Source organism: Rhodococcus sp. 27YEA15 (genome assembly GCF_049739425.1).
Taxonomy (GTDB): Bacteria; Actinomycetota; Actinomycetes; order Mycobacteriales; family Mycobacteriaceae; genus Rhodococcus_F.
In genome coordinates this window covers 2,554,343-2,579,179 of sequence record NZ_JBMHHW010000001.1, presented here as the reverse complement: position 1 = coordinate 2,579,179, position 24,837 = coordinate 2,554,343, and the positions used below count along the sequence as shown (strand labels likewise).

At 62.1% G+C, this 24,837-nt stretch carries 24 protein-coding genes and 1 pseudogene; 22 read left to right on the top strand and 3 right to left on the bottom strand.

The features are described from left to right. Positions 1-5: 5 nt before the first annotated feature. Positions 6-899 (bottom strand): LysR substrate-binding domain-containing protein, encoded by an 894-nt coding sequence (locus ABH922_RS11910; RefSeq protein ID WP_424807116.1) that lies wholly within the window; start codon positions 897-899, stop codon positions 6-8. A gap of 71 nt (positions 900-970) precedes the next feature. On the opposite strand from ABH922_RS11910, the gene ABH922_RS11905 reads away from it, so the two are divergent. The 21 genes and pseudogenes from ABH922_RS11905 to ABH922_RS11805 all read left to right on the top strand — a co-directional run bounded on the left by ABH922_RS11905 (position 971) and on the right by ABH922_RS11805 (position 21,640). Further along, entirely contained in the window at positions 971-1,867 is an 897-nt protein-coding gene (locus tag ABH922_RS11905) for a dihydrodipicolinate synthase family protein (RefSeq protein WP_424807115.1), read from the top strand. A 185-nt stretch (positions 1,868-2,052) separates the two neighbouring features. Next, positions 2,053-3,297, top strand: coding sequence for a cytochrome P450 (locus tag ABH922_RS11900; RefSeq protein ID WP_424807114.1), 1,245 nt, complete (start codon positions 2,053-2,055; stop codon positions 3,295-3,297). 57 nt (positions 3,298-3,354) lie between these two features. Further along, the gene (locus ABH922_RS11895) at positions 3,355-4,977 is read left to right on the top strand and encodes a diflavin oxidoreductase (protein ID WP_424807113.1); all 1,623 of its coding nucleotides are present in this window, start codon (positions 3,355-3,357) and stop codon (positions 4,975-4,977) included. Positions 4,978-5,308: 331 nt separating this feature from the next. Beyond that, positions 5,309-6,025 carry an MlaE family ABC transporter permease gene (locus ABH922_RS11890; protein ID WP_424809646.1) on the top strand — a complete coding sequence of 239 codons (717 nt, stop codon included), beginning with the start codon at positions 5,309-5,311 and terminating at the stop codon, positions 6,023-6,025. Positions 6,026-6,068: 43 nt separating this feature from the next. Further along, a complete protein-coding gene (locus ABH922_RS11885; protein ID WP_424809645.1) occupies positions 6,069-6,878 on the top strand; it encodes an MlaE family ABC transporter permease in 810 nt (269 codons plus the stop codon). Between the two features lie 41 nt (positions 6,879-6,919). Further along, the gene (locus ABH922_RS11880; RefSeq protein WP_424807112.1) at positions 6,920-8,080 is read left to right on the top strand and encodes an MCE family protein; all 1,161 of its coding nucleotides are present in this window, start codon (positions 6,920-6,922) and stop codon (positions 8,078-8,080) included. Continuing rightward, positions 8,077-9,096 (top strand): MCE family protein, encoded by a 1,020-nt coding sequence (locus ABH922_RS11875; RefSeq protein WP_424807111.1) that lies wholly within the window; start codon positions 8,077-8,079, stop codon positions 9,094-9,096. Before ABH922_RS11880 ends, ABH922_RS11875 begins: the two co-directional genes overlap by 4 nt. A 14-nt stretch (positions 9,097-9,110) precedes the next feature. Then, positions 9,111-10,250 carry an MCE family protein gene (locus ABH922_RS11870; RefSeq protein ID WP_424807110.1) on the top strand — a complete coding sequence of 380 codons (1,140 nt, stop codon included), beginning with the start codon at positions 9,111-9,113 and terminating at the stop codon, positions 10,248-10,250. Next, positions 10,247-11,524 carry an MCE family protein gene (locus tag ABH922_RS11865; protein WP_424807109.1) on the top strand — a complete coding sequence of 426 codons (1,278 nt, stop codon included), beginning with the start codon at positions 10,247-10,249 and terminating at the stop codon, positions 11,522-11,524. Before ABH922_RS11870 ends, ABH922_RS11865 begins: the two co-directional genes overlap by 4 nt. After that, positions 11,521-12,684, top strand: a complete 1,164-nt coding sequence (locus ABH922_RS11860; RefSeq protein ID WP_424807108.1) for an MCE family protein — start codon at positions 11,521-11,523, stop codon at positions 12,682-12,684. Before ABH922_RS11865 ends, ABH922_RS11860 begins: the two co-directional genes overlap by 4 nt. Further along, a complete protein-coding gene (locus ABH922_RS11855) occupies positions 12,681-14,102 on the top strand; it encodes an MCE family protein (RefSeq protein ID WP_424807107.1) in 1,422 nt (473 codons plus the stop codon). The genes ABH922_RS11860 and ABH922_RS11855 overlap by 4 nt, the downstream gene beginning before the upstream one ends. Next, entirely contained in the window at positions 14,099-14,659 is a 561-nt protein-coding gene (locus ABH922_RS11850; RefSeq protein WP_424807106.1) for a hypothetical protein, read from the top strand. Before ABH922_RS11855 ends, ABH922_RS11850 begins: the two co-directional genes overlap by 4 nt. Further along, on the top strand, positions 14,626-15,138 hold the full coding sequence (locus ABH922_RS11845) for a hypothetical protein (RefSeq protein WP_424807105.1): 513 nt from the start codon (positions 14,626-14,628) through the stop codon (positions 15,136-15,138). The genes ABH922_RS11850 and ABH922_RS11845 overlap by 34 nt, the downstream gene beginning before the upstream one ends. Continuing rightward, on the top strand, positions 15,135-15,761 hold the full coding sequence (locus ABH922_RS11840) for a hypothetical protein (RefSeq protein ID WP_424807104.1): 627 nt from the start codon (positions 15,135-15,137) through the stop codon (positions 15,759-15,761). The genes ABH922_RS11845 and ABH922_RS11840 overlap by 4 nt, the downstream gene beginning before the upstream one ends. After that, entirely contained in the window at positions 15,758-16,237 is a 480-nt protein-coding gene (locus ABH922_RS11835) for a hypothetical protein (protein WP_424807103.1), read from the top strand. The genes ABH922_RS11840 and ABH922_RS11835 overlap by 4 nt, the downstream gene beginning before the upstream one ends. A 501-nt stretch (positions 16,238-16,738) precedes the next feature. Continuing rightward, complete coding sequence (locus tag ABH922_RS11830; protein ID WP_424807102.1) at positions 16,739-18,382, top strand: PucR family transcriptional regulator; 1,644 nt, start codon at positions 16,739-16,741, stop codon at positions 18,380-18,382. A gap of 415 nt (positions 18,383-18,797) precedes the next feature. After that, a complete protein-coding gene (locus ABH922_RS11825) occupies positions 18,798-19,721 on the top strand; it encodes a GGDEF domain-containing protein (protein WP_424807101.1) in 924 nt (307 codons plus the stop codon). Positions 19,722-19,856: 135 nt separating this feature from the next. Further along, entirely contained in the window at positions 19,857-20,768 is a 912-nt protein-coding gene (locus ABH922_RS11820; RefSeq protein ID WP_424807100.1) for a GGDEF domain-containing protein, read from the top strand. Between the two features lie 81 nt (positions 20,769-20,849). Next, entirely contained in the window at positions 20,850-20,972 is a 123-nt protein-coding gene (locus ABH922_RS11815; RefSeq protein ID WP_424807099.1) for a hypothetical protein, read from the top strand. Positions 20,973-21,043: 71 nt separating this feature from the next. Next, positions 21,044-21,225: pseudogene (locus tag ABH922_RS11810) on the top strand (ABC transporter ATP-binding protein); the annotation flags it as partial. Positions 21,226-21,376: 151 nt separating this feature from the next. Beyond that, on the top strand, positions 21,377-21,640 hold the full coding sequence (locus ABH922_RS11805) for a GlsB/YeaQ/YmgE family stress response membrane protein (protein WP_424807098.1): 264 nt from the start codon (positions 21,377-21,379) through the stop codon (positions 21,638-21,640). Between the two features lie 126 nt (positions 21,641-21,766). Here the strand turns inward: ABH922_RS11805 and ABH922_RS11800 are convergent, their stop codons facing one another. After that, a complete protein-coding gene (locus ABH922_RS11800) occupies positions 21,767-22,330 on the bottom strand; it encodes a peptide deformylase (RefSeq protein ID WP_424807097.1) in 564 nt (187 codons plus the stop codon). A 176-nt stretch (positions 22,331-22,506) separates the two neighbouring features. Between ABH922_RS11800 and ABH922_RS11795 the strand changes: the two genes are divergently transcribed. Beyond that, the gene (locus ABH922_RS11795) at positions 22,507-23,529 is read left to right on the top strand and encodes an ABC transporter substrate-binding protein (RefSeq protein ID WP_424807096.1); all 1,023 of its coding nucleotides are present in this window, start codon (positions 22,507-22,509) and stop codon (positions 23,527-23,529) included. Here the strand turns inward: ABH922_RS11795 and ABH922_RS11790 are convergent. Continuing rightward, entirely contained in the window at positions 23,504-24,796 is a 1,293-nt protein-coding gene (locus ABH922_RS11790; protein ID WP_424807095.1) for an MFS transporter, read from the bottom strand. The genes ABH922_RS11795 and ABH922_RS11790 overlap by 26 nt on opposite strands. Positions 24,797-24,837: the final 41 nt, after the last annotated feature.

Sequence of the window (24,837 nt, the reverse complement as noted above, 5' to 3'; positions counted from 1 at the left end):
TCGCGCTACCGTTCGGCGGTCAGGTATTGCGGAACTGCCGAACGGAGCGCACCCGTGACCGTCGCAACGGCCGGGTGCGATTCGGCACCGGCACGGTGCGCGATCATCGTCCGCCGCCGAATCGGCGTCGCGGCCAACCGCACTCCCGGTGGCGGGTCCACCGCGCCGAGTTCGGGTACCAGAGACACTCCCTGCCCCGCAGCCACCAGCGCGAGAACGGTGGCGAATTCGTCGATGTGATGGCGAATGCGCGGTGTGAAACCGGCGGATTGACACGCCCGGATGGTCATCGAGTGGCATGCGGTACCGGAGACAGCCGTGATCCACGCAGAGTCGCTGCACTCGTCGATCGTCGAGACGACGGAGGTCTCGTCGGACGCCAGATACACCGGTTCGCTGCACAGAGGGCGGCGAATCAGGCCGGCGTCCGGGATTCTCGGGACGAAGTCGTAGTCGTGTATCAATGCCAGATCCAACTCTCCGGCTCGGAGGGCGTCGGCGACGTCGGCCGGATCGATTTCCGAGACCATCGGTTCCAGCCCCGGGTGTTCGCGAGCGAGATTGATCAGTGCGGTCGGCAGTATGGAGCGCGCGGCCGTGGGAAATGTTCCGATCCGCAGTGGTCCGACGAGTCCGTGGCGTACGTCGACGAGTTCGCTCGATGCCTGTTCGAGACGTTGGAGAATGGCTTCGGCATGGTCGGCCAGATTCACGCCGGCCGGCGTCAACCGGACTCGTCGACCGGTTCGCTCGAGCAGCGGGACGCCTGCCTCGCGTTCGAGTATCGAGAGTTGTTGCGAGACCGCCGACGGACTGTACGAGAGCGCTTGTGCCACCGCGACGATGGTGCCGCGGAGTGCGAGCTCGCGCAGCAGTCGTAGGCGCCGAACATCGAGCATCGGCTCAGCTTACGCTCGATCTCGAATCTGTGAACTAGACCTGCAGTATTGAGCCCGTCAGGCTGAGGTACATGATTTCGTCACCGCCGTTGGCCGGCATCTACGTACCTCTGATCACCCCGTTCGACATCGACGGCAGTCTCGCCGAGGCGGCGCTCGAACGTCTGGCCCGTGACGTACTCACCGACGGCGCCACCGGCGTCGTCGCCTTGGGTACGACGGCCGAGACCGCGACGCTGAGTCAGGACGAGCGAGACGCCGTGGTCACCATCTGCGCCCAGGTGTGCCGCGAGTTCGATGCGTCGCTGATAGTCGGCTCCGGGAGTAACGACACCGGCGGTAGTGTCGCTGCGCTCTCCGCCTTGGCTCGGTGGCCGCAGGTGCGTGCTGCACTGGTTCCCGTTCCGTACTTCACTCGGCCGTCGGCGGCAGGGGTGATCGAACACTTTCGCCGTCTCTCGGAATCGAGCCCGGTGCCGGTTGTCGCCTATCACGTTCCGTACCGGACTGCGTGTGATCTCGATGCGCAGACGCTGGCCGAGGTGGGGCGGTTACCGTCGGTGGTGGGAGTGAAGTACGCCGCCGGTTGTGTCGACGAAGCGTTGGTGGCGTTGTGCGCAGATCTTCCGCCGGCGTTCTCCGTGTTGGCAGGAGACGACGCATTTCTCGTTCCGTTACTGGCGCTCGGGGCTACCGGCGGGATTCTCGCGTCGGCGCATCTGTCCACCCGCTCGTACGTCGAAGCTGTCGATCTCTGGCAGGCGGGGGAGGTGGCTTCCGCCCGGGCGCTCGGCCGTCGGTTGGCGATGCTGTCCCGCGCGGTGTTCGCGGCCCCGAACCCTACGGTCGTCAAGGGGGTTCTCCACGCGCAAGGTCGAATTCCGACGGCAGATGTCAGATTGCCGCTTCTGCCTGCCGAACGATCGGACATTGTTCGGGCGTCGAGTCTTGTGCTGCGATCAGCGTGAACACGGGGATTGCTTATCCGCTCCGAGTTCGTCGCGTGTGGTTTTCGCTGTCCGGAAATGACAGGACTTACGCTCGCCCTGGTCTGTTTTCGCCATAGGGATGGCGAGTGTCGGGTGTCACACTTGGGAGGTTCTCAGGGCCGTTGTGCCTCTGTAATCGTGCCAAGCGGATGGAGGTCGTTTTCATGACCGCAACCGAATCTCTCGCAGGTTCACAACTACTCACCGAAGTGATCGTCGGCGGGCTTCAAGACCCGTTTCCGAAGTACGACGAGCTGCGTGAGCTCGACGAAGGTGTCCACTGGTCGAACGAACTGAACGCGTGGTTCGTCACCAGAGCATCGGACCTGCGTGCGATGGGTGACGATCCAGACACGTACTCGAACGACATGGCGGCTGTCACCGGCGCCAACGCACACAACCCGGCCGACCCCGTTGAGGTCAAGTACGCGGAGATCGCCGACAAGTTCCTCTTCTTTCTGGACCCGCCCGAGCACACGGCAGTTCGATCGATTTTCCGTCATGCGTTCACTCCGCAGGCCATCAAGGGGTGGCGTCCTACCGTGGAGCAGATCGCGGACGATCTGCTAGCGGAATACGACTACGGCGATCAGGTCGATTTCATGGAGCGGCTGGCCGCGAAAATCCCCATCGAAGTCATCGCCACCATTCTCGGCGTCCCGCGCGAGGACTTTCCGATGTTCGCCACGTGGACCGACGCGCTCTCGCTCTCCACTGATCCGTCAGTGCAGGGCGAGGCGCGCACGGCGGCGATCTACACCGCGGTCGAACTCATCGACTACATGGATGCCATCGCGGTCGACCGCAAGAAGAATCCGAAGGACGACTTGATCTCGCTGATCGTGAACACCACGGCGGAGGACGGGAGCGCGATCGACCACAAGACGGCGCTCTCGCAAGCCGTTATTCTGCTGGCGGCAGGCAACGACACCACCACCAACTTGCTCGGTAACGGAATCTCGATCCTCATCGACCGGCCGGAACTCAAGACCAGACTTCTCGAGGATCCGAAGCTGTTCCCCAAGACCGTCGAAGAGATCCTGCGCTTCGACCCTCCGTTCCACCTGGATTTCCGCAAGGCCGCCCGTGATCACGAGCTCGGTGGCCGCGAGATCAAGGCGCAGACCCCGGTATTCCATCTGATCGCCGCCGCCAATCGGGATCCACGAGAATTTCCGGACCCGCTCGTTTTCGATATCGATCGTAAGAACAAAAGGCACATGTCATTCAGCCACGGCATTCACTTCTGTGTCGGTGCTCCGCTGGCAAGGATGGAAGGTGCGGTCGGTCTGGAACGAATCCTCAAGAAGTTCCCGGGAATCACGCACGGATCGAGCGAGCCGACGAGAAAGGTGACGAACGTGGTCGCTCGCGGTTGGCAGCACCGACCGGTGACCCTCGAACGCTGATCCGCCGCAGCGAGACCGTCTGTGCCCATACCCGTTCTACCGCGTTCTGGAGACACGATGCCCCCGTCACCCCTGGATTTGTCCGATACTCGCCTGCATATTCTCTACGGTAGTCAAACCGGTGGGGCGCAGCAGTTGGCCGACGACGCAGCAGCACTTGCTCGTGTTCGCGGAATCGACACCGAGACAAGGACTCTGAATTCAGTGAATCTTGATGCCCTGGCTTCGATGAGCAGGGTGTTGGTGGTGACTTCCACCTACGGGGAGGGTGAAATGCCCGACAATGCCCAACTGTTCTGGGCTGCGATCGAAGAGGAATCGTCACGCCGTTTCGACGGTCTGGATTACGCGGTTCTGGCGCTGGGCGACTCCGACTACGAGCAGTTCTGTCAGGCGGGCCGAAGTATCGACGAACGGCTCGCGGAGTTGGGCGCTGTGCGGCGAGCATGCCGACTGGAATGCGATCTGGATTACGAGGACGTTGCGCCGCCGTGGCTCGAATCGACCTTCGCGGCCTTGGTTCCCGAGCGTGCCGGCTCCGAAGCTACCCTGGCCGACCCCGAGGTCAGGTCGGTGCGGCAGTGGACGGCGAAGAATCCGTTCCGGGCTCGTGTGCTGGAAAATCGTCTACTCACCGGACCGGGATCGGACAAGGAAGTACGTCATCTGAGTCTCGATCTGGCAGGCGGCGGCTTCGAGTATGTCGTCGGTGACGGACTTTCGGTAGTTCCGGTCAACGACCCGGTTCTGGTCGACGCCGTGCTGTCGGTTCTGGCTCCTGCGGCAAAGTCCGACACCCACTTGCGCGAAGAACTGGCAACGGGATACGAAATCAGTACCCCGTCCAGGGCGTTGATCACTTGGGTGGCCCAGCGATGGCCCGAGCGGGCGGAGCGGGAGGTTCTCGACAGCGGCGGCCCGGAACGGGCGGCCTGGTTATGTGGGAAAGACGTGGTGGACCTGATTTCCGGCCTTCCGGAGGATCTTCGTCCGACGCCGACGGAACTCCTGGCGGTGCTGCGACCGCTGCAGGATCGGACCTACTCGATTTCGTCGGCTCCGTCTGTTCACGGGGACCGGGTACACCTGACCGTTGCCGTCGTTCGATACCGCGGCGGTGGCCGTGATCGTGCCGGGGTGTGCTCGACCTATCTGGCCGATCGATCACCGGTCGGATCCACGGTCGGTGTGTTTCTGGCCGGAAACAACGAGTTCCGGCTACCGGAAGACAATTCCGTGCCGGTGGTGATGATCGGACCGGGGACGGGTATCGCACCGTTCCGGGCCTTCCTGCAGGAGCGAGCGGCGGCGAACGCTTCCGGGCGCACGTGGTTGTTCTTCGGTGACCGGACTCGTGAACACGATTTTCTCTATCAGCCCGACCTGTCGGGGTGGACACACGATCGCACCCTCGATCGCCTCGACGTCGCCTTCTCCCGCGATCAGGAAGAGAAGGTGTACGTCCAACACCAGATGCGTGAGCACGGGAAAGAGCTCTTCTCCTGGCTCGAGGAAGGTGCTTACGTGTATGTGTGCGGGGACGCCGAACGCATGGCGAAGGACGTCGAGATCGCGCTCGGGGACATAGTGGCCGAGCACGGCGGCTTTTCCGACGGTGATGCCGCGGCGTACCTCGACGACCTACGCCGCAGTGCGCGCTACCGTCGCGACGTCTACTGATTCCCGACAACTCCGTACCTGTCGCGTCGTGCGTGTCTGCGGCGTGCCTATGCCATCCGACGCGTCGACCGCGGGCGGCATCTCTCGCGTCCAGACGCCGGACTCTCGGTGGCATCTGCCGGTCGGATGACCAATACCGGAGCGATGTTCCGCTGAATGCACCTACCTTCCAGGAGATGTGGAAACGATGACGACGGAATCCGTGACATCGGCGACCGACCCTTCGTCGCCGGCCGGTCGCCCAGGGCCGGTCGGCTATCGAGAATTGTTGGCCGCCGGGTATGCGAAGTACGTCGAGGGCGTACTGGTCGCGGTAGGTGGATTCTTCGAAATGTGCTCGGAAACAGCCGCTGCCGCTGTTCGCAGGCCCCCGCAGTGGAAGGAGTTCTTCCTGATGGCATGGTTCATCGTGCGGGTGGCGCTGGTCCCGACGCTGTTGGTTGCGGTCCCGTTCACCGTTTTGGTGGTGTTCACTTTGAACATTCTTCTCGTCGAGTTCGGTGCAGCCGACATGTCCGGAGCAGGAACGGGTTTGGGTGCTGTGACGCAGATCGGCCCGTTGGTGACCGTGCTGATCGTGGCGGGCGCCGGAGCTACTGCACTGTGCGCAGATCTGGGAGCGCGCACGATTCGTGAAGAAATCGACGCCATGCGCGTGCTGGGGATCGATCCGATTCACCGTCTGGTCGTCCCGCGAGTGCTCGCGTCGACCGTGGTGGCGTTCCTGCTCAACGGATTGGTGGTCGTCATCGGTCTGGTCGGCGGCTTCTTCTTTTCGGTGTACATCCAAAATGTGACTCCCGGAGCATATGTCGCATCCTTGACGTTGTTGACCGGCCTGCCTGAAGTGATCATCTCGATGGTGAAGGCGACGTTGTTCGGGCTCGTCGCCGGGCTGGTGGCCTGCTATCGCGGTTTGACCGTCAGAGGCGGCCCCAAGAGCGTCGGGGACGCGGTGAACGAAACGGTCGTGTACTCATTCATCGCCTTGTTCGCCATCAACGTCGTGGTGACGGCGATCGGCGTCAAATTCGGAACGGGAAGCTGACGTGGCAACTACTTCACATCCGGGAGCGGCCAATGCCCTCCGCCTGCTTCGAGCGCCTGGCCGACTGCTCGAGGGCGCCGGTCGTCAGGCCGTGTTCTTCTTCGACACCGTTCGTTACATGCCGCATGCGGCCAAGAGCTACAAGAAGGAAACTGTTCGACTGATCGCCGAGATCGGTATGGGCAGTGGAGCTCTCGCAGTCATCGGTGGGACAGTGGTGATCGTCGGATTCATGACCCTCTCGGGTGGGTCGCTGCTGGCGATACAAGGGTTTTCCTCGCTCGGCAACATCGGTGTCGAAGCGTTGACGGGTTTCTTCGCGGCATTCATCAACGTGCGAATCGTGGCCCCCGTCATATCGGGGATTGCGTTGGCCGCCACCATCGGTGCCGGCGCCACAGCGCAGGTCGGGGCCATGCGGATCTCCGAGGAGATCGATGCGCTCGAGGTCATGGGTATCCGCAGTCTTTCGTATCTGGTGTCCACCAGGCTGATGGCCGGACTGATCTCGATCGTGCCGCTCTACTCGATGGCAGTCCTGATGTCCTTTCTGGCCTCGAGATTCACCACGACCATCGTCTACGGACAGTCGAGTGGGGTCTACGACCACTACTTCGCCACCTTCTTGCGTCCGGCGGATCTGTTCTGGTCCTTCCTGCAGGCGATCATCATGGCCTTGGTGGTGATGATGATTCATTGTTACTACGGATTCAATGCCTCCGGCGGACCCGCCGGTGTGGGGGATGCAGTCGGACGCGCCGTGCGGACCTCGTTGATCGCCGTCGTCATGGTGACGCTGCTCGGCTCGCTCGCAATCTACGGAACATCCGGCAACTTCGATCTGGCGGGATAGACGTGAAAGACGAACGTACATCGAGGCGGAAGTATCGCCAGGTGCCGTACAAGAGTGCCGGCGCGGCAATGGTGACGGTGCTGGTAGCGACGATCGTCGTGTGTTTGATCCAGTTCCGCGACGGCTTCAGCGACAAGGTGCAGGTCACCGTGGTCTCCGATCGCTCCGGCCTGGTGCTCGACACCGGAGCGAAGGTGCAGGTTCGCGGTGTGCTGGTGGGCCGGGTGGCCGGGGTGGACGAGAAGGACGGCAAGGCGGTCCTACGGCTGGACCTTGATCCTGCTCGGGTCGATGACATTCCGGACGACGTCAGCGCCCAGATCAAGTCGACCACGGCGTTCGGAGCGAAGTACGTCCAACTCGATGTTCCGAGAAAGCCTGTTTCACAGCCTATTGCGGCCGGTGCTGTGATCACCTCGACCAATGTCACCACAGAGGTCAACACTCTGTTCGAGAATCTGAACTCGGTGATGACCAGTGTCGACCAGGTCAAACTCAACGCGATACTGAGCGCATTCTCGGACGGCCTGCGCGGACGCGGTGCGGCGCTCGGTGACACGATGGTCGGCGCGGGCCAGTTGCTCGACGCCCTCCAACCGGTGCTGCCGACGATGCAGCGTGACTTCCGGTTGGCAGGCGAGGTCGCAATGACCTATGCGGATGCCGCACCTGACATCTTGGACGCGCTCGAGCGGTTCGAGGACACCGCGCGAACACTGACCGACATGCCGGACCAGTTCGCGGACGTGTTGGACGCGGCTATCGCCATGGGCGATTCCGGTCACGCACTGATCGCACCGTCGGTCGAGACATGGGTCGACGCCAACCGGTTGCTCGTGCCGACCACCGCCCTGCTGCACGAGTACAGCCCGGAGTACACCTGCATGATCCGGGACATGGTCACTGCGGCAGACACGATGGGGCGGACCGCGGGCGGTAACGGACGGTCGGGCATCATCGACGCCGCCCTCCTTGCGGGTGACAACCCGTACACCTACCCGCAGAACCTCCCGAAAGTTGCTGCTTCCGGCGGCCCGGGCGGTGCTCCGGGATGTTATGCGCCGATCACGCTCGACAACTACCCGGCACCGTATCTCGTCATGGACACCGGTGCGTCGATCGCCGACTCCACCACCGTGCGCGCCGCCGATCCCGGCTTCGTGGACTACGTGGTTCAAGCCGCCACCGGAGGAGCTCGATGAAGGGTATGACGTCCACCGTCGTCAAGTTCTCGCTGTTCGCGGTGGTGATGTTGCTGGTGACCGGGGGCCTGGTGGTGGTCTTCGGCAACGTGCGATTCGAGAATGCGTCGACGTATCGAGCCGAATTCGCCGACGTATCCGATTTGCGGACCGGACAGTTCGTGCGGATTGCGGGTGTCGAAGTAGGCAAGGTCAAGTCCGTCGCACTGCGGCCGGACGATCTCGTCGACGTCGAGTTCTCGGTGGACACCTCGGTTACCCTCACCGAGTCCACCGAGGCACTCGTGCGTTACGACAATCTGATCGGCGATCGGTTTCTCGAACTACGTCAAGGGTCCGGTTCTATCGTTGCGTTGGCGTCCGATTCGGCCATTCCGGTCGAACGGACGAGGCCGGCGCTCGATCTCGATGCTCTGATCGGTGGATTCCGGCCGCTGCTGCAGGCGCTCGACCCCGAACAGGTCAACGATGTGTCGGCCTCCCTGGTCGCCGTGTTCCAAGATCAGGGTGGCACGATCTCCGACATTCTCGCTCACACCGGCGCTTTGACGGCCACGCTCGCCGATCGGGACGCCTTGCTCGGGTCGGTGGTGTCCAATCTCAACGGCGCCCTGGGAATATTCTCCGAGCGTCAAGATCAGTTCGACGAGGGCGTGGACAAGCTGGCGCAGTTGATCTCCGGGTTGGGGGAGCAGAGCGAGACCATCGCGGCATCTCTTACGCACATCGACGCCTCGACCCGGACCGTGGCAGACCTTCTCGAACAGACCCGTCCGGACATCGCCGACGACATCGCACAGCTGGGGCGGGTAGCCGGGCAGATCAATCAGGACACCGACTACGTCGACGATCTGCTGTCCCGGCTACCGGTGATCTACGAGAAGCTCTCGCGGCTCGGACTCTACGGCGACTTCTTCACCTTCTACCTGTGCGACGTCACGCTGAAGGTGAACGGGCAGAACGGAAATCCCCAGTACGTCGATCTCATCGGACAACGCGCAGGAAGATGCGAATAATGGTGCGCCGCAAGATGAATCCCACAGCCAGAAACGGCGTGATCGGTATCGCCGTGGTACTGATGGTGGTCCTGGTCGGCCAGAACTTCCAGAGTCTGCCCTTCCTCTCCGGTGGCAACGTCTACCAAGCCAGGTTCACCGATACCGGCGGGCTGGCGGTCGGCGACCGGGTCCAGATTTCCGGTGTTCGGGTGGGCACGGTCGAAAATCTCGAGGTGGACGGCGACGCCGTACGAGTAGTGTTCGACGCCGGCGACCTCGAACTGGCGCGCAACACCACCCTCGAGATAAAGACCCAGACGCTACTAGGTCGAAAGTATCTGGCGGTGATTCCGGGAAACGGTGATTCGATGAGGCGTGGAGACGTGATCCCGTTGTCGCAGACGACATCTCCTTATCTTCTCACCGATTCTCTCGAGAACTTCACCACGACGGTCAGTGGCCTCGACACCAGAGCGATGACCGAGGCACTCGATACCCTCGGCTCGACACTCGATGCCGCGGCACCGAACCTGGGCGCCGCTCTCGACGGGCTCAGTCGGTTCTCCGCGTCCATCGGATCGAGGGACGAACTGGTGCGCAGTATGCTCGATCGCGCCGCGATGGTCTCGCAGGTACTGGCGGACCGTCACGAGCAGATGTACCGAATGGTCACGGACGGCAGTGCACTCTTCGCCGTACTCGCTGCCCGCCGGGACGCGATCGACACCGTGCTCGGTAACGTCACGGCGCTCACCGTTCAGGTCAAGGCGTTGATCGAAGAGAACGACCAGCAACTCGGGCCGGTGCTGGACCAGCTGAACACCACATTGTCGATTCTCGACAATCGCAAGGAGGACGTTCAGCGGGCGCTACTGCCGTTGGGGCAGTACGTCACCTCGCTCGGTGAAGCAGTGGCCGGTGGACCGTTCTTCAAGGCGTACGTGATGAACCTGCTGCCCGGCCAGTTCCTGCAGCCGTTCATCGACCGCGCGTTCCGCGACAAGGGCTTGGATCCCGAGTCCCTGGTTCCGGGAAACACGTCTTTCCCGACGTTGTGCGGTTACAACTCGTTGCCGGGAACCGTCCCGCCCGGAGGCACCGACCCACTTCCCGACCCCGGAGACTGTCCGCACGATTCACCTGAGAACACTCGATCGGAGCCGGGACGATGAAGCTCGGAAGGTTCGTCAATCGGAGGACGGTAGTGGGCGTGGCTGCGCTCGTCGTAGTGGCAGCAGCCGGTGTCGGTGCTTCGATGGTGTATCGAGATCGCAGTACGACGACTGTCGTCGCGTACTTCGAGAACACCAACGGCACGTTCGCCGGTGACAACGTCAAGATCATGGGCGTCGACGTCGGAAAGATCGATCGGATCGAGCCGGCCGGCGATCGGATGAAGGTGACCTTGCGTTTCGATTCGAAGTACGACGTTCCCGCTGATGCGAAGGCGGTGATCGTCTCGCAGAGCCTCATCTCGTCACGGGCGATACAATTGGTCGGAACTTATACCGGCGGAACGACTCTCGATGACGGCGCCGTCATCCCGCTCGAGCGGACCGCGGTTCCCGTCGAGTGGGACGACCTGAGAATTCAGCTGGAGAAGCTCGCATCTGCCATCGGTCCGAGTGTCGAGTTCCCGGACGGACCACTCGGCGGTCTGGTCGACGACGCCTCGCAGGCACTCGCCGGAAACGGGGAGTCGATCAACACGACGCTGCGCGAGATGGCCAGGGCGATGGATACGTTGGCCACCGGTAGCGACGACATGTTCACCACGATCCGAAACCTACAGCTTTTCGTGTCGGCATTGTCGTCGAGTGAGCGGCAACTGGCATCGTTCAATCGTGATCTCGCATCGGTGACCGGCGCGTTGACCGACACCGATGCCGAGTTGTCCACGGCGATGAAGGGCATCGATTCGATCACCGAACTGGTTCGCGACTTCGTCGACGAACATCGCGACGGGCTCGAGACGTCGGTCGCACATCTGACCGCGGTCACCACAGCGCTGGATCAGTCCAAGCCCGATCTCGAACAACTGTTACATGTCGGGCCCACCGCGTTTGCGAACTTCTACAACATCTATCAGCCCGCGCAGGGCACGTTGACCGGGGTAGTGGCCGTGACGCAGTTTCAGAATCCGATTCAATTCATTTGTGGTGCAATTCAATCTGCGGGCAGGTTGGGTGCCGAGGAATCTGCGCGAAAATGCGCCGAATATCTCGGCCCCACGTTGACGAGCTTGGAGATGAACTATCCACCTGTCGGGTGGAATGCTGCTGCGGGGGTGCAGGTAAGGCCGGAACAGATCGACTACAGCCGTGACTACCTTCGACCACCGGCGGGCATGCAGGACACAGATGTCCCCGGCGTGTTCACTTCGGCGCCGCCGGTGCAGGCGATCGCTCTCGGTGGGCTACTCGGACTGTCGGAGGGAATTCGATGAGCGCCGCACTGCGAGCCGGCGGTAGTCGGCGTCGGGTGATTCCGACGATCTTGGCAACAGTGGTGGCAGCATCGACAGCGAGTTGCGGGTGGGCCGGGGTGAACTCGCTCCCGTTGCCGGGCACCGAAGGCGTCGGTGAAGATTCGTACACCGTGACCATCGAGATGCCGGATGTTTCTGCGGTCCAACAGAACAGCCGCGTCCGAGTCAGCGACGTGACGGTCGGTACGGTCACCTCGATCAAGCTCGAGGACTGGCATGCGCTGGTCACCGTCTCGGTGAACGGCTCGGTGGTCCTTCCGGCGAACACCGTCGCGAAGGTCGGCCAGACCAGTCTGCTCGGCACCCTGCATCTGGAACTGGCACCGCCCTTGGGGGAAGCGCCGGTGGGCGCGCTCGCCGACGGTGATCGCATTCCGCTCTCGCGCGCCGGGCAGTATCCGACCACTGAACAGACACTCGCCTCGGTGTCGACGGTACTCAACGGCGGCGGATTGGGGCGACTGCAGGAGATCAACACCGAACTCAATGCGGCGATGAACGGACGCGAAGGTGAGATTCGATCGTTCCTGACCCAGCTCGACGTGTTCATCGCCGACGTGGACCGGCAGAAGAACGACATCATTTACGCCATGGACGGAATGGACCGTCTGGCAGCGGAAGTCGTCGGGCGGACCGACACGATGGAGACCGCTCTCGAGGCGATTCCGCCGGCTCTTGCAGTGCTCGCCGAACAGCGAGAACAGCTTGCCAGGGCAATCGGGTCGATCGGCGGTTTTGCCGACGTATCCCATCAGGCGCTTTCGCGAAGTTTCGACGACATCGCCGCAAACCTCGGTCATCTCGGTCCGGTGATGCGTGAGATAGCCGACGCCGGTCCGGCCCTTCTGGACGGGCTGGACGTGATTCCGGCTTTTCCGTGGTCTGCGGACGGAATCGAGAAGTTCATTCGTGGTGACGCCGGAAACCTCTCCGCGGTCATCGATCTGACTCTCGGTCGGATCGACAACGGCCTGCTGCAGGGCACTCCGTTCGACGCCAGTCTCACTGCGATCGAAACGGCGATGGGCCGCACCGAGGGGCGTCAGCCGTCGCCGTCGACCACTACCAACCCGCTGACTGCACCAGGTGGTCCGTTGATCGATCGGGGAGAACGATGATTCTGTCCACCTTCGTCAAGTTCCAGTTGGTGGTGTTCACCCTACTGACCGTCACCGCGGTCGGTGCGATGGCGATCTTCTACATGCGGATCCCGTCGATGGTGGGCATCGGTCGTTACACGCTCTCGGTCGAGTTGCCGACGACCGGCGGGTTGTACAAGACCGGAAACGTCTCGTACCGAGGTGCCACGGTAGGCCGGGTCGCCGGAGTGGACCTACGTGAGGGCGGCGTGATCGCAACCCTCGACATGGATTCCGCCGTCAAGATTCCGGTAGCAGCCCGCGCCGAGGTCCACAGCCGGTCCGCGATCGGCGAACAGTACGTCGATCTCGTCGCGGACATCGCCGAGGGCCCGTACTTCGGCAATGGTGACGTGGTGCCCGAGAGTCGGAGTTCGGTTCCGCAGGACATCGCGCCGTTACTCGACACCGTCAGCGCCAGTCTCGAGGCAATTCCAGAGGACAAGCTGCGTGATCTTCTCGACGAGGGATATGCGGCGTTCAACGGTACCGGTCGTGACATCGGCCGAATTCTGGACTCGGCTTCGACGTTGACGACCGGCGCACTCGATACTCGACAGGAGATCGTCGATCTCGTCGTCGATGCGGAACCGGTACTTCGCTCCCAACAGCAGAGCAGCGCCGCGATCGCGGGGTGGGCGCGAAACGTCGCCACGCTGGCAGGCGAGTACCGCATCGGTGATCCGGCACTGCGCGGCATCCTCGATGTGGCGCCATCGGCTGCGCGGGAGATGACCGCGATGTTCCAGTCGCTTTCGCCCACCGTGCCACTGCTGCTTGCCAATCTGACCAGTCTCGGGCAGGTGGGGGTGACGTACAACGCCTCCCTGGAGCAGGTGTTGGTGATTCTCCCGCAGGCGATGAGCATGCTGACCACGATCGGCACTCCCAATCGGGCGGACGACGGCCGAGCTTATCTGTCCTTCAACCTCAACCTCAACAACCAGCAACCGTGCACCACCGGTTTCCTGCCCGCTTCGGAGCGTCGCGGCGGCGCCGCGCTCGATTCCCCGACCCGGACCGCCGACCCGATCTACTGTGCACTGCCGCAGGATTCGCAGATCGATGTTCGGGGTGCGCGCAATCTCCCGTGCATGGACACTCCGGGCAAGCGGGCACCCACCGTCGTGATGTGCAAGAGCGACGAGCAGTATCAGCCCAAGGGCACCAACCCGTGGATCGGCAATCCGACGCCGACTTTCGACAATCCACTGGCCGACGAGGCGAATCGGATGTTCACGCCGCCTCCGTCGCCACCGAGCACTCGACAGGTGGCTGTGGCGGATTCCACGTCGTCTGACGGTCGTTACACCGGTGACGACGGAAACTCCTACGTCCTGCAGGATCCCGTCTCGGCCGGAGTTCGGTCGTGGCAGGACTTGATCGGAGGCCGATGACCGTCACACGGGGTCTCGACAAGGACGAACCGGATCTCGACAATGGTGCGGACGCCGTCGGAGCTCGACACCGAAGCTGGATAGTAAGGCTTGGGACCGTGCTGTTCGCGGTGGTGGCAGTGTGCGCAGTGCTCGCCGCCGTGGTGATGGGCGTGGACCGATTTCAGGCGCATGCGGTTGTGCGCGCCGATTCTGCCGCCGTCGATGCCGGGACGGCAGCGGTGACGAGGTTGATCAGCGCGTCGTACACCGATGCCGACGTGGCCGCGCAGATTCTGAGCCAGGCGACGGGTGTCTGGGCGCAGGAGTTCGAACCCAACGCATCGCAGTTCGAAGCTGTTCTGGCGCAGTCGCGTACGCAGGCCGACGGCGAAGTCGTGACCGCGGCGGTGGAGAGGCGAGATGACGACGGAAGTCGCACGTTGCTGATCGCAGCCGTGTCGACGGTCAGCAATGTCGCCGGGGCGAAGGACGAGGGTCGTATGTGGCGGCTCCGTGTGACGGTGAAGGAGGTGGACGGTACATGGAAGATCTCGCGGATCGAACCGATCGTGTGACGGCGCGGTGGGCACTGCCGTTGGCCGGCGGCGCGAGTGCGCTGATGCTTGTCGGAGCGCTGTTGGCAGGATTTTTCACGATCGGGCCGGATCGACAGCAACAGAACAATATTCGCGATCTGGGGGCGGCCTCCGGTGACATGGCGGTTCGCGTGCTGACGTACCGGGCGTCGCAGGTCGAGGATGACATCGCGGCGTCCACGGCACTGCTCACCGGTGACTTTCGAGACTATTTCATCGGGTACACCGCGGCGACGGTGATCCCGCAAGCTCGCCAGTTGCAGATTTCGACGACGTGGAAGGTCGTCGACAGTGCAGTTGTGCAGGCTGACGTCGACACCGCCACCACCCTCGTGTACCTGGACGGGCAGACGTTCAGGAACGATCGACCCGACCCGATCGACATGGTGAGCAGTCTGCGCCTGCATCTGGTTCGAGTCGACGGGAATTGGCTCATCGACGGATTGGACGCCTTGTGAGTATCGATGTGGATCCGAGCATCGACCCGGAGTGGCCGAGCGAGGTCGACGAGTCGGATGTCTCGGACGGACAGACGGAGTCGGGCCGGTCGTCGCGGCTTCGCCGGATCCCGTCGCGGCTTCGCCGGATCCCGCCACGGTGGTGGGCGGTGCTGGGTGCCTCGGTCCTGGCCGTGCTCTTGGCGGCGTCGATTGTCGTACTTCATGTTCTGCATACTCGCGCCCTCGACCGGGATCGGCAGGTGATCGATTCTGCGCGTTCAGCCGCGGCGATCCTACTGACGGTGGACCCGGCCGAGACACGTCGTTATGCCGAACAGGTCCTCACCGTGACCACGGGCGAGTTCCACGACGAATTCGATCGACGGCAGTCCGATGTTGCTTCCCTGCTTGCCACCGGTGCGGGAATGACGCAGGCGCAGGCTCTCGAAGCAGGGATATCCGAATGGACCGACGGTGCGACGGCGATCGTCCTGGTGACCGCACGCACAAGCCCTGAGTCCGACGGTGTGGCCGTCGTCCGCCCCGACGACGGGACGGACGGAACCCGCACCGTGCGGCTGCGGATGACGATGACGGAGTCGGGCGGCACTTTCAAGGTTTCGCAGGTGGTGATCGTATGAGCCGACGTCGCAGGACCTGGCAGTGCATCTCGGTGGTGCTCGCCGTCGTCGTTGCCACAACGTGGTTCCTCCACGTTCGCCCCGCGCATCGTGACGAACACGCTCGTGACACGCTACCTGCGATGACAGCGCTGGCTGTGTCCCGCATGCTCACGTACGCGCCGGAGACCGTCGCCGATGATCTCGAGGCTGCCGCTCGGGGGCTCGGCGGAACATTTCGCCGAGAGTTCGAGGAGTACAGCAGGTCTGCCGTGATTCCGTTGTCGACCGAGCGGTCGGTCGCGCAACGCGGCGACGTCAAAGGTGTTGCCCTGGAAAGCGTGAACGGCGATGATGCGGTTGCCGTCGTCTACGTCGACCAGACCACCGTCTCGGTCGATCGCACGGAGCCCCGGACGGTGCAAACCGTAGTGCGAGTCAGGGTCCACCACGACGGGAACCAGTGGCTGCTGGTTTCTTTCGATCCGATCTTCTGAGCACGCGAGTCACTGGCTGGATTCGGTAACGAGGCGGCAATCGGGTGCATTGTCATCAGACGCGAGATCTGTTCAGCCCGAACCGAATTGTGGTGTCAAGGCTTGGTGGTGGTGCGCTGTAGTTCGAATCATTGTTGTTACCAGAGGATTCGGGCTGCACTCTCGTCGTGCTGAGGGTGGAGTTCGAATCGTCACGGAAACAGGAGCGACGCGATGAACGTGATCAAGCCCTCGATGATGTCGACCAAATCGATGCGCATGAAATCTCTCCGGGGATGAGTGGGGCGAGTTCGAATGTCACGGTGACGACCGCGTGCTTGATCAACCGTACCCCGCGCGGCGCTGTCCGGCAGTCAGTTGTCGAAATCGAGGAGTCGGATGTCGGCGACAACGTGATCCGTTAGCGGGCAATTGCGTCGAAGCCCCGCCAGTGACGGCCCGCTTTGCTACCGTCACGAAACAGACGTCGACTGGATGTAGAGGAGTTGGATCTCACGCGAGATGCGCATCGGTAGCGAAGTTCCGCTGACGACGGGTTCGTTCAAGTCGTTGTTGAGAATGCTGGGTTCACTGGTGGCCGACGAGTCCGTCGTCGCCGACAATCCCGAGCGGATTCTTCATCGTGTCGTGACCTGCGACCCTGGAGCCGGCCTCGACCTCCGAGCGGGCGACATGGTTCTGGCGATCGGCCATCGTCCCGACGGAGCGGAGTTCGACGAGCTTCTCGCCCAGGCCGCCGATCGTCGGTGCGCTGCGGTGGCGTGTCGTGTTCTCGATCGATCCGAGCACGATCTTGTGGCCGAACTGTCGAAGAGGCATAAGTTGTGCCTGCTGGCCCTACCTTCTGGTGTTCGCTGGGAGCGACTGCAGACCATCGTGGAGTCTGCCCTCAACACCGCCGATTCGCGATCGGCATTTGCACACGGGCTGCCGTCGTCGTCGGAATTGTTCGCACTGGCCGATATGGCTGCGACCATTCTCGACTGCCCGGTGATCATCGACGACGACCGGATGGAAGTGATCGCCTATTCGCAAGCTGACGACGAGATCGACGATGTCAGGCGGCAGTCGATAGTGGACCAGCGGCCGCCACTGGAAATTCGCGAGTGGTGTGAGGATGCCGGGGTTTTCCGACAGCTCGCCGACGACGGCGGGCCGGTCGCGGTGGACATTCCCGGCGCCGGCCAGAGGATTGTCTCCGCGATCAGGGCCGGGAGACAAACATTGGGCTTCATCTGGGCGATCAGTACCTCGGGCTCGGTCGAACCCGGCGCGATGTCGGTGTTGACCGAGATCGCGGAGCGTGCCGCGCAAGTGATGATCAGAGCGCAGCTGCAGAGCTCAGGTCAGCCGGAGTGGTATGCCCGGTCGTATCTGTTACGAGAAGTGATTCGAGGAAAGATCGATCCGGACGAATTGGTAGGGCATCTCGACGTCTCGGAGATCCGTCCGTCGAGGCTGGTGGCCTTCCGATTCACCGATCCGGAAACACAGGGGGAGCTCTTCCGAACCGCAGTGCTCTCTCTGGTCGCCTTCGAGATGGAGGTGTCCAAGAGGCGGACCACTCCGTTGGTTATCGGAGATTTCATTGTGGTTCTGGTACCGGATTCCGGTTCTGCGGCGCTGCCCAAGGAAGTGGAATGGGCAGATTTGGTGATTGCTCGCGCGACGAGAAGGTTCGCGGTGTCGATTCAGGCGGCCGTGGGATCGGAGATCAGTGCGCTGAGCACGTTGCCGAGCAAATTCACCGAGTTGTATCGAGTTTTCGACGCCGTGGAGTACACGCCCGAGCGTGCGGTGACGACATTCGACGCGGTCAAATCGAAGATGATGCTGTCGTGCCTGGACGAGTTCATCAGTACGAATGTCGACCTCTTCGATCGGCGTCTGGAAGAGCTTTCGCAGGCCGATCTGCTTCGAGGGACGGAGTACGTGATGACTTTGCACCGGTATCTCCAGTTCGGATGCGATCTGACAACAACTGCCCGGAGTCTGTTCGTCCATCGAAATACGCTGAAGTACCGGATGGCGCGGATCAGCGAGATGTGTGCGATCGATTTCGACGATCCGGACGAGCGTCTGGTCGTCCAACTGCAAACTCGGCACTATCTCAAGGTGATGCACGAGACGGCGGATTCCGGATAGCGCCGGATCGCCGGCCGCCGGGTTCACGGCCTCGCGGGGATGCGCACCTTCTGAACGAAAGATTCGCTGGCTGTTTGCACAGTACTTGCCAGAAGAAGCGTCGGCCGGCGCCCTGGCGCGATGTCATTGCGGACACCAACACATTGTGGTGTCGCTCTGCATGTTAGCGTTGATATGCACGTCGGACGTGTCTGTCTCTTGATGATCGCTGCGTTCGACTATAGGACTAAGGTCTTGATTCGACCTGAGCGGTGGATGTCGGTACGGTTACGCGAGACCGGGTGAATCGCCCAAATTTCGCCGAACGAGGTGATTGAAGTATCTACTATCTGTAAAAAGATAGCCAGATTCCACAGGTGCGAGTCGGATGAGGCCTAGATTAAAACCTTCCTTCGGCATTCGTGCGATGGATGGCATGCAGGTTCGCGTCGCCCGTATCTTCTTGGCGGCATCGAGCGTCGGCTACTTCCTGGGCGTCATCCCCGATGCTCTTCAGCCGGACGTGTCGAAAGGCAACCTGACGCTGGGCTTCGTCGCGATGGCGCTCTGGATCGCTGCGTGGGTGACAGTTCTGCGAAAGAAGCCCGGACCCACAGCCATGGCCTGGTACCAGTTCTTTGCCATAGCTCAGGCGATCGTGTTCCTGGCATCCATGCACGAGCAGGATGGACAAATTGCCAGTGTCGTCTCGTTCGCATTTCTGGCAATGTACGTCCGCGCATTCAATCCGGTGAGGGCGGGGCGACTGATTCTCGGACTGATGACTCTCGCAGTTCTGGCCGCTGTTGCGTTGTCGCCGACCGGTCTTCCCTACGAAATGTATTTCGTGTTCGCTCTCGTGATGATCGGTGCCGGCGAAATGTTCGGAATGGTCACCGGACACCTGATTTCGGCGGCTACAGTCGATCCCTTGACCGGTATCTTGAATCGGGCCGGTTGGGAACTGGCGGTCGCGAAGCTCGAATTACCCGACGAGAATTCGGAAAACCACATCGCGGTACTGGCACTCGACGTCGACAACTTCAAAGCGATCAACGACATTCACGGCCACCACGTAGGCGATGAGGTCCTCATCGACATCACCCGAGTGCTGCTGGCGCATGTTCCGGAGTCGGCGGTGTTGGCCAGAATGGGCGGCGACGAGTTCGCGATCTGTGCCAGCGTTCATCGCGCGAGAAGTCTGGAGTCCTTGCGTGGTGACGTTTCCTCGTGGATACCGACCGTGAGTGTCGGTATCTCCGGAGTCGAACCACTCGAGAGCGACGTGAAAGCAGCACACAAGCGAGCGGACTTGAATCTGTACGAAGTCAAGCGGGCCCGGCGGAAGCCTCATCCGTGAGGGGCGCGAGTAACGTCCTGGCATTACGGATGACCGAATGACCGTCGTACCGGGCGTGGTCGGGAGGGGACGATAGTGCCGACCAGGGTTGTGCTACCCCTCGGTAGTCGCTCGAACAGGCGAATGCAGGTCAAGGTGGCTCGCATTTTTCTCACGATGTGCGCCGCCGGCTACCTCGTTTCGTTGATCGGAATCGTGTTCGGTCGCGGGATTGCGAACAACGAACCGCGGTTTGTCCTCGTCGCTTTCGGATTCTGGGCAGTCGCGTGGCTGCCGTTCGCGACAAGATCGACGCAAACGACGGGGATGAACATATTTCTGTTCTGCGCGACAGCGCAGATCATGGTGCTCCTGGCATCGCTGCGTCAGCCAGGCGGGCTGGTCCTCGGGTTGGTGTCGGTCATGTTCCTCGCGATGTACGTGCGCGCATTTCATCGAGTGCGCACCGGGCGGATTATCGTCGCTCTGACGGCGATCGGTGTCCTGGTCGCGTTGGCGATCTCGGACCTCGACCTCCCGGTCGAGACGTACCTGGTCTTCGTGGGCAGTACCGTAGCGTCCGGTGAAATGGCGGGAATGATCTCGAAGTACCTGATTTCCGTCGTCAGTGTGGATCCGCTGACGGGAGTTCTCAACCGGGCCGGCTGGGAGTCAGCTGTTGCCAAAGTGGTCCTTCCCCCGGAACATCCGGACACGCAGATCGTGGTCATGGCTCTCGACGTCGACAACTTCAAGGCCGTCAACGACGTGTACGGACATCACGTGGGCGACAAGGTTCTGGTGGACATCACCGACGTTCTCTGCGCCCGGCTACCGGTCTCGGCAGTGCTTGCTCGTCTCGGTGGCGATGAATTCGCCGTCTGTTTTTCGGCGAACAGCGCTCGCTCACTCGAGTTTCTGCGTGCGGACGTGTCGTCCTGGATACCAGCGGTCAGTGTGGGTATCTCCCGGGTCGAACCGATGGAACTGGACGTCACTGCGGCGCACCGGCGTGCGGATCTCAATCTCTACGAGGTGAAACGCGCACGACACAGTGGAGAACACTGACCCGGCGCCGATGCGTGCGGGGCACCGCAACGCCGTCGGGGCGAGGAAGAGGTACGGGTTCCGCTCGATCCGCAGCGGATCGTGTCCGTCAACGCCGTCCCCACCTACGGCAGCACCGACTTCCTGCCGACCTCGATGACCGGTGCCGTAGATCTGATCGGTGATTGCGGGACGGGCCTACGTCGGTTGACCAGCGCGGGCTGACACTGTGTGACCGGGGTCCGGCCGGTGTGCGCTGTCGAATATCTCGCCTTGGCGCGCGCTGCTTTGCTCTGCTCGAGAGTTCGGTGGAGGCGCTCGTCGCGGGCCGTACCGCCGTTGTGGTGGCGCATCGCCTCAGTCAAGCGGCGATAGCCGACGTGGTGGTGGTCATGACGACCGGATCGTCGAGAGTGGTACGCACGCCGAGTTGGTCGCGGCCGGGGGACGACGGTACAGCGAACTGTGGCAAGCCTGGTCCGCGTATCGGCGACGTGCGGTAGACGGAGAGCTCACTCCGGCAACTGGCGACATATTGTCCATATTGTCGCTATATTGCACGTGCGGGTTGTCCCCGCTCCGGATGGCAGTGGAGTGTCCGGAAAATCGAAAGGTGTACTGAAGTCTTCATGTTGTTCATCGGAATTATCCTGTTCGGAATGATCGCCGGTGGAGCCGCTCAGATGATTCTCGGAAAGAACGCGAGATCTGTCGATTGGACTCTGGCGTTTGTCGCGGGCCTCGTGGGATCGCTGGTCGGTGGTCTGGTTGTCAGTCTGATCGCAGGTGACGGGATCAACCTGAGGCCCAGTGGCATCATCGGATCGGTCCTCGGGGCCGTCGTGGTGACAGCTGTGTGGTATCGAGTCAGATCGACGAAATCGGTTTCCTGACAATCGGTTCGCATCAACCGATCCGGCAGTGCGTTGTCGATGGACAGATACCTCGGTTCAGAGGTGCGGGGGACGAGCGTCGGTTCAGCGGTGACGGGCAGGTGCGCGCCGGGCTATGCCGGTTCGTCAGTGGCGCACGATCGCGTCCGATCCCGGCATCCACACATTTCCGGGTTCGTTCCATCCGAGTTGTTTGACGAGCTTGCGGGCTGCGCGTCTGTTCCGGCCGATCAACCGATCCACGTACAGCCTGCCGTCGAGGTGATCGGTTTCGTGTTGAAGGCATCGTGCCAGGTAGCCGGTCCCTTCGACCGAGACCGGGTTGTTCTCGATGTCGACCCCGACAACGCGTGCCCAGTCGGCTCGGCCCGTCGGGTAGGTCACACCGGGTACGGACAGGCACCCTTCCAGCTCGTCCGGCTCCGGCATGGTCTCGGGTATTTCCGAGGTTTCCAGTACCGGATTGACGACGTGACCTCGATGTCGTGTTCCGCCGTCGACGAGGTCGTAGACGAACACGGACCGGGGGTCGCCCACCTGATTGGCGGCCAACCCCGCCCCGGGGGCAGCGGTGTTCGTGTCGTAGAGGTCGTCTACCAGTATCGCGAGTTCGCGGTCGAACACGGTAACGGCGACGGCTGGTGTGGTCAGTTGCGGGTCTCCGACGACGAGAATCGGTCTGACGGTCATGGAAGTGAGGATACGCGTCGGAATCGGTGTAGCCGAGGGTGTTCCAGTCGTGGTGCCGAGCCGATCAGTGAGCGGCTCGACCGATCATGCGCCGCACGTGGAGGTCGGCTCGCGCTCGGGTGGTTCCGGCTGATCCGCTATGTTTAGGGTATCCAAACTAGAAGGGTGAGGTTTTCGTGAACCCATTGTTGAGTCGTCGCGCCATGTTGTCGGTCACGTTCGCGACCGCGGCCGGTTTCGTTCTCGCTGCCTGTGGTGACAATTCCGGCGAAGGCAACACTTCCGGCGTCGAAGGCGGCCACGCCGAGCCGAACGCCTTCCCGGTGACGATCGATCACAAGTTCGGTTCCACCACTGTCGAGAAGGCGCCCAGCCGAGTGGCAGCGGTGGGAATCGGGGACGCGGACGTACTGCTTTCGCTCGGACTGACACCGGTTCTCGTTCCGGTGTGGAACGGCTCGACCGACGACGGAATCGGAGTGTGGGCAGATTCCAGCGTCCACGGCGCCGAACCGACACCGCTGGCCAACGCGACCACCGATTTCGACATCGAGACGATCGTCGCATCGGCACCGGACCTGATCATCGCCGTCAACAATGCGATCGACGAGGATCTTTACAAGCAGCTCAGTGCCATTGCGCCGACGATTCTGCATGCCGCTGACCAGACTGATTGGGTTCTGCCGTGGCAGGAAGTGACCACTCGCATCGGCACGGCGGTGGGGCTTCCGGCGCAGGCGAGGCAAGAGGTCCGGGACGTCGAAGATCTCGTCATTCGAACTCGGGCGGAGAATCCGCAGTTCGAGGGTAAGACCGCGGCGCTCGTCATCCGGTGGAGTGACGGAAATCTGCGCGCGTTCAGTCCGGAGGCAGCGCGGGCTCAGCTGCTCACACAGCTGGGGTTCCAAGCCCCTGCGGCGCTGCGGGAGAGGTTTGCGGGCAAACTCAACTACGAGATTTCCGCGGAGAACTACGACCTGCTCGAATGCGACTACCTTCTGTTCGACAACTACGAGAAGGCCCGTGCCGAGATGGAGACGCAGGCGGCGTTCACGAATTTGAACGTCGTCAAGACGGGTGGCCTGATCAGCCTGGATCCTATTGTCAGCGACGCGGTGTCCATGCCCAACCCGTTGACGATTCCCTTTGTCCTGGAGGATTTCGTCGCCAAGATCAATCAAACGATCGCGGCTCGATAATCTTCGTCCGACCAGACCAGACCCACAATGTCACGGCCGCCACGGCCACGCAGACCGCAACGATCACCCACGGTGACGCCGGTGCTGCGTGGTCGTTGTCGACCAGATCGTAGACGACTCCCACACCCACTGTTCCCAGTAGCGCCAGTAGCCCTCCGATCGTATTGAGCATGCCGAAATGAGCTCCGAGATTGCTTTCGCGCCCGAGCACGGCGATGGTGTCTCGCATCGGCGGCACCATGAGCATCTGTCCCAGGTGGAGCAGCCCGATCCAGGCCGCCAGGGCGCCGATCTGAACGGGCACGGCGACGGCGACGCCAATTGCCGGCGGAATCAGGAACGAAACGGAAATCAGCACCAGACCGAACACGATCGCTCGGCGATGCCCGAGCCGGTGGGCGAACGAGACCATCGGTCCCTGCCCGACGATGACCAGCACGGCCGCGCCGACGTAGAACCAGCCGAGCGTCGATTGAGAACCGATTCCACGCTCCAGTTGTTCGGGAAGCATCAGGTACAGCTGGCTGTACGCAACCAGTTGAAGGCTGCACAGGGTCGCGAACAGGAGAAAGTTGTGATTGGTCAGAACACTTCGCCATACGTCGCGCAGAGTGTACGTCGATACCGGTAGGCCGCCATCGGAGTTGCCAGGGCGCGGAAACCACACTGCGAATCCGAACCACATGATCGTGAACAGAAGCGCTGCAACCGATGCCGTCCACGAGAACGGGAAGACGAGTAGCGCCGCCCCGAGTGCGGGCCCGATCACCGTTCCGAGCCGGCTGCACATCTGTTCCAACGCGAACAGATCCGTCCGGCGCATGACGCCGGACATTTCCAGTTCTCGACCGTATTCGGCATTGGCGGATTCGACTGCAGGAGCGAAGAGGGCGGCAGCGAACCCCACCAGGAGAATGCCGACGATGACGAGCGTCAAACTCTCCGCCAACCCGAGCATGAGAAAACCGACGACTCGAACTGCGATACCCAGCAAGATGATCGGACGTTTGCCGAACTTGTCGGCCAGACTGCCACCGAGGAAGAACATGCCTTGCTGGCTGAACATCCGCAGTCCGAGTACCAATCCGACGATCCAGGCGGCAAACCCCAGATCCTCGGACAGGTGCACTGCGAGAAACGGAACGACCAGATAGAAGCCGATGTTGAACAGCACCATCGACAAAAGCAGAAGTTTCACGACAGGCGGAAGGAGGCGAACCTTCGCGACGGTCTTGCTGCCGGGGAGCGCACGAGAACGGAGGACCACGAAGAGGAACACTATGGCTCCGGTAATACAGATGAAAAATC

Excerpts from the sequence above, each read along its gene's own strand:
- ABH922_RS11910 (WP_424807116.1), bottom strand. The coding sequence starts at position 899 with ATGCTCGATGTTCGGCGCCTACGACTGCTGCGCGAGCTCGCACTCCGC.
- ABH922_RS11905 (WP_424807115.1), top strand. The coding sequence starts at position 971 with ATGATTTCGTCACCGCCGTTGGCCGGCATCTACGTACCTCTGATCACC.
- ABH922_RS11900 (WP_424807114.1), top strand. The coding sequence starts at position 2,053 with ATGACCGCAACCGAATCTCTCGCAGGTTCACAACTACTCACCGAAGTG.
- ABH922_RS11895 (WP_424807113.1), top strand. The coding sequence starts at position 3,355 with ATGCCCCCGTCACCCCTGGATTTGTCCGATACTCGCCTGCATATTCTC.
- ABH922_RS11890 (WP_424809646.1), top strand. The coding sequence starts at position 5,309 with ATGTGCTCGGAAACAGCCGCTGCCGCTGTTCGCAGGCCCCCGCAGTGG.
- ABH922_RS11875 (WP_424807111.1), top strand. The coding sequence starts at position 8,077 with ATGAAGGGTATGACGTCCACCGTCGTCAAGTTCTCGCTGTTCGCGGTG.
- ABH922_RS11870 (WP_424807110.1), top strand. The coding sequence starts at position 9,111 with ATGAATCCCACAGCCAGAAACGGCGTGATCGGTATCGCCGTGGTACTG.
- ABH922_RS11865 (WP_424807109.1), top strand. The coding sequence starts at position 10,247 with ATGAAGCTCGGAAGGTTCGTCAATCGGAGGACGGTAGTGGGCGTGGCT.
- ABH922_RS11860 (WP_424807108.1), top strand. The coding sequence starts at position 11,521 with ATGAGCGCCGCACTGCGAGCCGGCGGTAGTCGGCGTCGGGTGATTCCG.
- ABH922_RS11855 (WP_424807107.1), top strand. The coding sequence starts at position 12,681 with ATGATTCTGTCCACCTTCGTCAAGTTCCAGTTGGTGGTGTTCACCCTA.
- ABH922_RS11850 (WP_424807106.1), top strand. The coding sequence starts at position 14,099 with ATGACCGTCACACGGGGTCTCGACAAGGACGAACCGGATCTCGACAAT.
- ABH922_RS11845 (WP_424807105.1), top strand. The coding sequence starts at position 14,626 with ATGGAAGATCTCGCGGATCGAACCGATCGTGTGACGGCGCGGTGGGCA.
- ABH922_RS11835 (WP_424807103.1), top strand. The coding sequence starts at position 15,758 with ATGAGCCGACGTCGCAGGACCTGGCAGTGCATCTCGGTGGTGCTCGCC.
- ABH922_RS11830 (WP_424807102.1), top strand. The coding sequence starts at position 16,739 with ATGCGCATCGGTAGCGAAGTTCCGCTGACGACGGGTTCGTTCAAGTCG.
- ABH922_RS11825 (WP_424807101.1), top strand. The coding sequence starts at position 18,798 with ATGCAGGTTCGCGTCGCCCGTATCTTCTTGGCGGCATCGAGCGTCGGC.
- ABH922_RS11805 (WP_424807098.1), top strand. The coding sequence starts at position 21,377 with ATGTTGTTCATCGGAATTATCCTGTTCGGAATGATCGCCGGTGGAGCC.
- ABH922_RS11800 (WP_424807097.1), bottom strand. The coding sequence starts at position 22,330 with ATGACCGTCAGACCGATTCTCGTCGTCGGAGACCCGCAACTGACCACA.